General features: G+C 72.3%; 7 protein-coding genes and 1 pseudogene. 7 read left to right on the forward strand and 1 reads right to left on the reverse strand.

The features are described 5' to 3' along the window. The 7 genes from ABYE80_RS13890 to ABYE80_RS13920 all read left to right on the forward strand — a co-directional run. Nucleotides 1–200 (forward strand): hypothetical protein (locus ABYE80_RS13890; protein WP_372790879.1); only part of this gene is annotated, 200 nt, incomplete at its 5' end. A gap of 9 nt (nt 201–209) precedes the next feature. Beyond that, nucleotides 210–839, forward strand: coding sequence for a hypothetical protein (locus ABYE80_RS13895; protein ID WP_372790880.1), 630 nt, complete (start codon nt 210–212; stop codon nt 837–839). Beyond that, nucleotides 836–1864, forward strand: coding sequence for a hypothetical protein (locus tag ABYE80_RS13900; protein ID WP_372790881.1), 1029 nt, complete (start codon nt 836–838; stop codon nt 1862–1864). Before ABYE80_RS13895 ends, ABYE80_RS13900 begins: the two co-directional genes overlap by 4 nt. A gap of 148 nt (nt 1865–2012) precedes the next feature. Next, nucleotides 2013–3536 (forward strand): aldehyde dehydrogenase, encoded by a 1524-nt coding sequence (locus ABYE80_RS13905; RefSeq protein WP_372790882.1) that lies wholly within the window; start codon nt 2013–2015, stop codon nt 3534–3536. Between the two features lie 22 nt (nt 3537–3558). Further along, complete coding sequence (locus ABYE80_RS13910) at nt 3559–4743, forward strand: CaiB/BaiF CoA transferase family protein (protein ID WP_372790883.1); 1185 nt, start codon at nt 3559–3561, stop codon at nt 4741–4743. Between the two features lie 79 nt (nt 4744–4822). Then, a complete protein-coding gene (locus ABYE80_RS13915) occupies nt 4823–5974 on the forward strand; it encodes a LuxR C-terminal-related transcriptional regulator (protein WP_372790884.1) in 1152 nt (383 codons plus the stop codon). Nucleotides 5975–6026: 52 nt separating this feature from the next. Continuing rightward, on the forward strand, nt 6027–7442 hold the full coding sequence (locus tag ABYE80_RS13920; protein ID WP_372790885.1) for a cytochrome P450: 1416 nt from the start codon (nt 6027–6029) through the stop codon (nt 7440–7442). Here ABYE80_RS13920 and ABYE80_RS13925 read toward each other — a convergent pair. Further along, nucleotides 7443–7734 (reverse strand): annotated as a pseudogene (locus ABYE80_RS13925) (hypothetical protein); the annotation flags it as partial.

A 7734-nucleotide genomic window follows, 5' to 3' on the forward strand; every position in this document is an offset into this window, starting at 1 on the left:
CCTCGCCGGTGCGCGGGCCTGCCGTGCTCAGCAACGCCCAGCTCGAGCAGGTGCGCGACGAGCTCCTGGCGATCCGCTCCGAGCTGCACGAGCGCGTGACGCGACGAGCGGTGGATCGGATGTCGGCCGCGATGGAGCCCGAGACGGGCCCTGTCGGGATCATCGAACGGCTGCGCCGGCGGTTGCGCGGTCAGGCGTAGGCTGGGGACGTGGGCAAGCGCAGCCGAAAGCGTGGAGGTGTCGAGGCCGCCGAGCGCCCTCGTCCGCCTCGCGAGGACCGGGGCCGTCCCGCGGCACCGGCACGTCGAGCCTCCGTCGCCGGGCGCCCGCCGGCGCGCTCGCAGTACGACGTCGAGCCCGCCACGTCGCTGTTCGGCCGCGTGGCCGAGTCGTGGCGCGTCGCGGGCCAGCGCCCGTCCAAGGAGGTCCCCAAGGACCAGCGGCGCGCCGTCCGTCCCGAGCGTCCGCCTGGGATCTTCGGCGGCCTGCCGGTCAGCGAGATCGTGATGTTCGCCGGCCTGGTCGGGGTCGTCGTCAGCTTCGCCCGCGGGCCAGGAGCATCGGAGACCGGACTGCTCGTCAGCTTGGCCGCCGTCGGGCTCGCGACGTTCGAGCTGACGGCCCGCGAGCACTTCTCGGGGTACCGCTCGCACTCGTTCTTCCTGGCGCTCATCATCACCGTCGCCGTGCACGCCGGGGTGGCGTACGGGGTCGGAGGCGAGGCCGGCAAGAGCCCCTTCCTGATCATGCTGGACCTCGTCCTGTTCGCGGGGCTGGGCTGGACGTTCGGGGCGCGCTACAAGCGCGCGCGCCGTGCTCTGCGCGGAGGTGCGCGATGAACCGGTTCCCCTTCGTCCAGTTCGAGTTCACGCATTCGATCGGGCCGCCGGCCGGGCGGTACGTGGTCTACCCCGAGGACGACCAGGAGCTCGCCGGCGAGGTGCTCGACGAGCTCGACTCCGCGTACGAGGAGATGAGCGCCGCGGGCTCGCCGGGGCAGGCGGGGTCGACCGTGGCGTCCGCCGCGCCTCAGGCGACGCCGGCGGTCGGGCACGAGGACGACCTGCTGCTCGGCGCCGCCGACGTCATCGTGATCCGGACGGTCGGAGCGCCCGCCCCGAGGGGCGGTCGCCTGGGTCGCGGGGGCGCGCCGGCGGTGGCGGACGGCGAGAAGCCGCGCGAGCTGTCCCTCACGCTGGCCACCGTGGTCTTCGGGACCAGGCTGCTGCCCGACGACCGCGTCGCCGCGCGGTTCTTCGAGTCCGTGCAGTCACGGGGCGACGAGCGCGATCAGTGGGCCCGCGCCGCACTGGAGACGCTCAATCGCAGCGTGGTCGCGTACCGGGCCTGCGCGGCGGACCCCTACGTGATCGACCTCAGTCCGCTCGACGCCCGGGCCACGCGGATCGGGTACGGCATCGCGGAGCTCGTGGCCGCCGGGAAGTGGGAGAAGGCCATCGCGGTGCCCCCGCCGCCCGTGCCCAGGCTCTCCCGCGACCAGAAGGTCATGCCGACCCAGGCGATGGGCATGGTGCTCACCGGGTCGGGCCGGGTGCTCGAGAGCGAGGACCTGCTGCTGCGCGCCGTGCTGGACGTGGAGCAGCACCGTGTCCGTGCCGGGGCCATGGGGCTCCGGGCGGCCTTCGACCTGCTGCTCGGCGAGTTCGCGGGTCAGCACCTCGCCGGATCCGTGCAGGCGCAGTTCGAGCGCCTGCTCGAGACGCGCGACGAGATCGGTCAGCTCGCCGACGCGGCAGTCCGGGGCCCGCTCTCCACACGCCAGGCGGAGCGGCTCGCCGACCTGGTCGAGGCGACCGGGGCGTTCATCGACCGGTGGCGGTACGAGGCCCTCGGCTACGCGTAGGCGCCGGTTGCGGGCGTGCGTCGGCGTGGCAGTCCGGGGCACCCCCAAAGGTGGGAGGCATCTCCTCCCACGGCGGGTTGTCGCAGGTACGCGGGTCGATGAGAGTGGCACTCGGAGTACCCCGACGACGAGCACCCGAGGAGAACCCGTGGCAACAGTTGGCGTGACGCACCATCAGATGTTCATCGACGGCCAGGACGTCGATTCCGACCAGGTCTTCGAGATCCGGCACCCGGCGACCAACGAGCTCGTCTGCACGATGGCGAAGGGCACGGTGGACCACGCCGACCAGGCCGTCGAGTCCGCGCGCAGGGCGTTCGAGTCCGGCGTGTGGTCCTCCAAGCCCACGGAGGAGCGGGCCGCCATCATGCGCGCCATCGGCGACCGCATCGCCGTCGACCTCGACGACTTCATCGAGGCGGAGATCAGCTGCAACGGCGCGACGATCCGTCAGGCGATCGGCTTCCACTGCGGCCTCGCCTCGGGCCACTTCCTCTACTTCGCCGAGCAGGCCGAGCGGTACGAGTTCGAGCGGGACGTGCCCACCGTCGCCTACCCGACGATGTCGATGAACCGCGTGCGCCGTGAGCCGATCGGCGTCTGCGCGGCGATCGTGCCGTGGAACTTCCCGCTGGTCCTGGGCATCTGGAAGATCGGCCCGGCGCTGGCCGCCGGCAACTCGGTGGTCGTGAAGGTCGACGAGAAGACGCCGCTCTCGCTGCTCAAGCTCGCCCAGATCGCGCACGAGTGCGGGGTGCCGCCGGGCGTCCTGAACCTCGTCTCCGGGGAGGGCAAGGAGGTCGGTGCCCGTCTGGCCTCGCACCCGGACGTCGACAAGGTCGCGTTCACGGGCTCCACCGCGGTCGGTCGCGAGATCATGCGGCTTGCCTCCGGCACCGTGAAGAAGGTCACGCTCGAGCTCGGCGGCAAGGCGCCGACGATCGTGCTGCCCGACGCCGATCTCGACATCGCCCCGGACGGGGCGCTGTTCGGCTGCATGCTCTACAGCGGCCAGGTGTGCGAGTCCTCCACCCGCGTGCTCGTGCACGAGTCGATCCACGACGAGTTCGTGCAGCGCATGGTCGCCCGCGCCAGGACGATCAAGCTCGGCGACCCGTCGGACTTCGACACCGACATGGGCCCGGTGGTCTCCGAGCGCCAGCGCGACCGGATCGTTGACTACATGGAGCGGGCCAAGGCCGACGGCGCGACGGTGGCGCTGGGCGGCGGCACGCCCGAAGGCCCCGAGTTCGAGAGCGGCTGGTGGATCGAGCCGACGATCTTCACCGACGTCACCAACGACATGCAGATCGCCCGCGAGGAGATCTTCGGCCCGGTGATGGTCGTCATCAAGTACTCCACGGTCAAGGAGGCGATCGCGATCGCCAACGACACCGACTACGGCCTGACCGCCGGCGTCTGGGGCGGCGACTACGAGGACGCGGTGGAGGTCGGCAACCAACTGCGCGCCGGCACGGTGTGGATCAACAACTGGCACCAGATCGACCCGGCGCTGCCGTTCGGCGGCTACAAGCAGTCGGGTACGGGCCGTGAGCTCGGCGCCGGTGCGCTCGACGAGTACACCGAGGCCAAGCACATGCACGTCGACCTGACCACCAAGCTCGAGCGGCACATCTTCGACATCCTGCTGTCGACGCCGCCGGAGGCGTAGGCCGTGACCTAGGCTGGGTCGCATGACCTGGCCCCCAGCCGACGACGCCCGCGGGGGACCCCTCGCGGGCGTTCGCGTCCTCGACCTCTCACGGATCCTCGCGGGCCCGTTCTCCACCCAGGTGCTGGCCGACCTGGGTGCCGACGTCATCAAGGTCGAGCGGGGCGGGACGGATCCGGTCGGCGACGACTCGCGGCACTGGGGACCCCCGTGGGCGCCGTCGGGGGACTCCTCGTACTTCTACGCCTGCAACCGCGGCCGGCGCGCGATGCTGGCCGACCTGCGCGTGGACGCCGACCGCGATCTGGTGCTGCGGCTCGTCGACGACGCCCACGTCCTGATGGAGAACTTCCTGCCGGGGACGATGGAGCGCCTGGGGCTGTCCGACGAGGTGCTGCACGCCCGCAACCCGCGGCTCGTCCACGCGGTGATCTCCGGCTACGGGCACGACTCCTCGCGCGCCGCGTGGCCGGCCCTGGACTTCGTCGTCCAGGCGCACACGGGGGTGCTGTCGGTGACCGGGCCGGATGCGGCCACCCCGACGAAGGCGGGACTGCCGATCGCGGACCTCTCCGCCGGGCTCTTCGCCACCGTGGGCGTGCTGGCGGCGCTGCGGCGCGCGGAGCAGACCGGGGTCGGTGGGCGCGTCGAGGTGTCGCTCGCCGAGGCGTGTGGGGCGCTGCTGTCCAACCAGGCGCTCAACCACCTGATCGGCGGCGCGACTCCCCGGGCGATGGGCAACGCCCACCCCAACGTCGCCCCCTACCAGGTGGTGCGCGCCGCGGACCGCGGGATCGCCATCGCCGCGGCCAGCGACCTGCAGTTCGGGCGGCTGTGCGCGGTACTGGACTCCCCGGCGCTGGCGAGCGATCCCCGCTTCACGAGCAACGCGCTGCGCGTCGAGCATCGCGAGGTCCTCGTCGCGGAGATCGAGCGGCTGCTCGGCGCCCGGACGGCGGCCGAATGGGTCGTCGCGCTGAACGAGGCGGGCGTCGCCGCGGCAGTGATCAACACGGTGCCGGAGATGTTCGCCGACCCCGACACGCGGGCGGGCCTGCTCACCTCGGTCACCGACGAGGAGGGCCGCGAGGTACCGCAGCTCCGCACCCCGATCCGCCTCGACGGCGTGCCGCTGGACCCCGCGGCCGCGCCCCCCGGGCTGGGGCGGGACGACGCGGCGATCCGCGCGGCGCTCGCCGAGCGCTGACCGGCTCGGACAGCGTGTCCGGGCGGTGGCTCGGGCCGACGTGATCAGCGCTATCGTCCCTCGCGGAGAGAGACGCCTCGTGCCGACCGCGGAGAACTGGACCCCCAAGGGTCCCCCCATCAGCGACGCTCGCATCCGCGAGCGGCTCGCCGACGTCCTGGCGCGTGCGGTCGGCGTCCTGCCGTCCGTGGCCGAGGAGGCGCCGGCGTTCCCGCGCGACATCGACGACGCGCTGTCGACGCTCGACGGCCTCATCGCGCTCGTGCGCGAGCTCCCGTGCGAGATCGCCGAACGTGGGGATCTGCTGGGCGACCTGCGGGAGGTCCACGGCGATCTGCGCGAGCACCGGGCGCTCGGGCGTTACGCCGCGATGGCGGGGATCCAGAAGGCGCTCGCCCGCCTGCGCGGCATCACCTCGACCGACGAGATGCTTCAGCGCGTCCCGGGTGAGCTGTGCGCCGGGGTGGGCTTCGACCGGGCGATCATCAGCCGGGTGGAGGACTCGATGTGGATCCCGGTGAAGATCCACGTCAACGGCGACGAGCAGTGGGCGAACGAGATCCTCGCGGCGGCGTCCGAGCCGCAGCAGCTCGACCACATGGTCGTCGAGAGCGAGATGGCGCGCCGTCGTGCGCCGCTGCTGGTCCGTGACGTGCAGGAGTCCGATCACGTGCACCAGCCGATCGCCTCGGTGTCGGACTCGCGCTCCTACGTGGCCGCGCCGATCATGCCGGAGGGCCACGTCATCGGCTTCCTGCACGCCGACTACTACCTCTCGCAGCGTCATCCCGACGAGTTCGACCGGGACGTCCTGTTCGCGTTCGCCGAGGCGTTCGGGTACGTGTTCCTGCGCGCGGTGCTCGCGCAGCGGCTCAAGGCGCAGGGCGAGCAGGTCAGGGCGATGGCCTCCTCGCTCGAGGCGGTCATCGACGAGATCCGCGAGTCCGAGGTCCGGATGACCGGGGAGAGTCACCCGGTCCCCGAGGGGGGCCCCCGCCTGGCGCCGCCGTCGCCCGGCGACCACCGGCTGCACTCGCTGCTCACCGCCCGGGAGCTCGAGGTGATCGCGCTCCTCGCGGCTGGCGAGACCAACGCGGCGATCGGTGCCCGGCTGGTGATCAGCGAGGGGACCGTGAAGTCGCACGTGAAGCACATCCTGCGCAAGCTGCGGGCCGCCAACCGGGCGGAGGCGGTGTCGAAGTACATGCGGCTCTCGGGCCGCGCCGCGTGAGCGGGACGCCGGGACCGTGACATCTGATCTGTAACGGTCTAGGCTTCATGGCATGACCGTCATCGACACCTCGACCGCCCCGTCCGCCGGCGACCCGCTGATCGGGTCGTTCGCGCCCTCGCCGGCCGGCCCGGTGGACGGCCTGCCGCTGGTCGCCCCGCCCGTCATCCCGCTGCCCGCGCCGATCCAGCTCGCGCGGTTCGGGCGGCGCCCGCTCCCGTTCCTGTTCCGTGCCCGCCGCGAGCTCGGCGAGGTCTTCACGTTCGACGTGCCGATCGAGGACCGCGAGCTGGTCATCACCGGCCACCCCGACCACGCGAAGTCGCTGTTCACGGCCAAGCCGGACCTGGTGCCCTCGATGACCGCCGAGTCGCCACTGCGGCCGATCATGGGCGAGGGCGTCCTCACCACCAACGGCGACCGGCACATGCGCCAGCGCAAGCTCCTGCTGCCGCCGTTCCACGGTGAGGCGATCAAGCAGTACGAGGCGATGATCGAGGCGACGATCCACCGGGAGCTCGACCGCTGGAAGCAGGGCGACACGTTCCGCCTGGCCGAGCGCATGCAGGCGGTGACGCTCGACGTGATCATGGCCGGCATCTTCGGCGTCGAGGGTGAGCCGCCGGAGGGGTCGACCGAGCGGCGCCTGCGGGACATGACGCGGCGCGCGCTCTCGATGAGCGAGAAGCCGTGGTTCGTGCCGCTCGAGCTCCGCAACCTCGGCCGGACCGAGCCGGTCGGGCTGCTGAAGCGCCTGATCGACGCGGTCGACCGGCACTACTACCAGCTCATCCGCGAGCGTCGCGCCCAGCCGGAGGCCGAGCGCGGGACGGACATCCTCTCGCTGCTCCTCTCGGTGACCGACGAGGACGGCGTCCTCCTGACCGACCACGAAATTCGCGACGAGTTGATCACCCTGGTGCTCGCCGGGCACGAGACGACCGCCAACCAGCTCGCCTGGGCCTTCGAGCGGCTCACCCGTACGCCCGCCGCCCACGCCACGCTCCGCGACCTCGTGCGCCGGGACGACGAGGGCGCCGGCGCCTACGTCGAGGCCACGATCCACGAGGCGATGCGGGCGCGCCCGGTCATCCCGCTCGTCGGCCGCCACGTCACCAGCGACTGGCAGCTCGGTGAGTACGTCGTGCCCGCCGGGACGCGGATCTCGGTGGCGATCATCCTCGTGCACCACCGCGAGGACCTCTACCCGCAGCCCTTCGCCTTCCGGCCGGAGCGCTTCCTCGCCACCAAGCCCGGGACGTACACGTGGATCCCGTTCGGCGGCGGGACGCGGCGGTGCCTGGGGGCCGCGCTGGCGATGGCCGAGATGCGGATCGTGCTGCGGGCGATCACCGAGCGCATGGATCTCGAGGCGCCGGATCCCACCCCTGAGCGGGAGCAGCACCGCAACGTCACGCTCCTCCCGGGGCGCGGCGGGCAGGTCACGGTCGCGCGGCGGCTGTCCTGATCAGCCCTCGGCGGGCAGGATCTCGCCGAGCGCCTGCTCGCTGCGGGCCTGCAGCGCCAGGCGGAATGCGGCGTTGACCGCGCTCGTCGCCAGCGGGCGCATGCGATCGAGGGCGGCGGTGAGGTCGGCGAGCGCGACCGCGCGCGCCCCCTCGTCGGCGGTTCCGAGGGTCGGCGCCGCGACCCGCTCCACGAAGATCCGCACGAACATCTCGGCGATCTCCATGAGGTGACGGTGGAGCGTCTCGAGGACCTCGATCGACTCGGCGAACGTGAGGCCGAGCGCCTTGAGC

Origin of the sequence: Paraconexibacter sp. (assembly GCF_041602235.1) — a bacterium.
Classification (GTDB): Bacteria; Actinomycetota; Thermoleophilia; order Solirubrobacterales; family Solirubrobacteraceae; genus Paraconexibacter.

Excerpts from the sequence above, each read along its gene's own strand:
- ABYE80_RS13900 (WP_372790881.1), top strand. The coding sequence starts at position 836 with ATGAACCGGTTCCCCTTCGTCCAGTTCGAGTTCACGCATTCGATCGGG.
- ABYE80_RS13920 (WP_372790885.1), top strand. The coding sequence starts at position 6,027 with ATGACCGTCATCGACACCTCGACCGCCCCGTCCGCCGGCGACCCGCTG.
- ABYE80_RS13910 (WP_372790883.1), top strand. The coding sequence starts at position 3,559 with ATGACCTGGCCCCCAGCCGACGACGCCCGCGGGGGACCCCTCGCGGGC.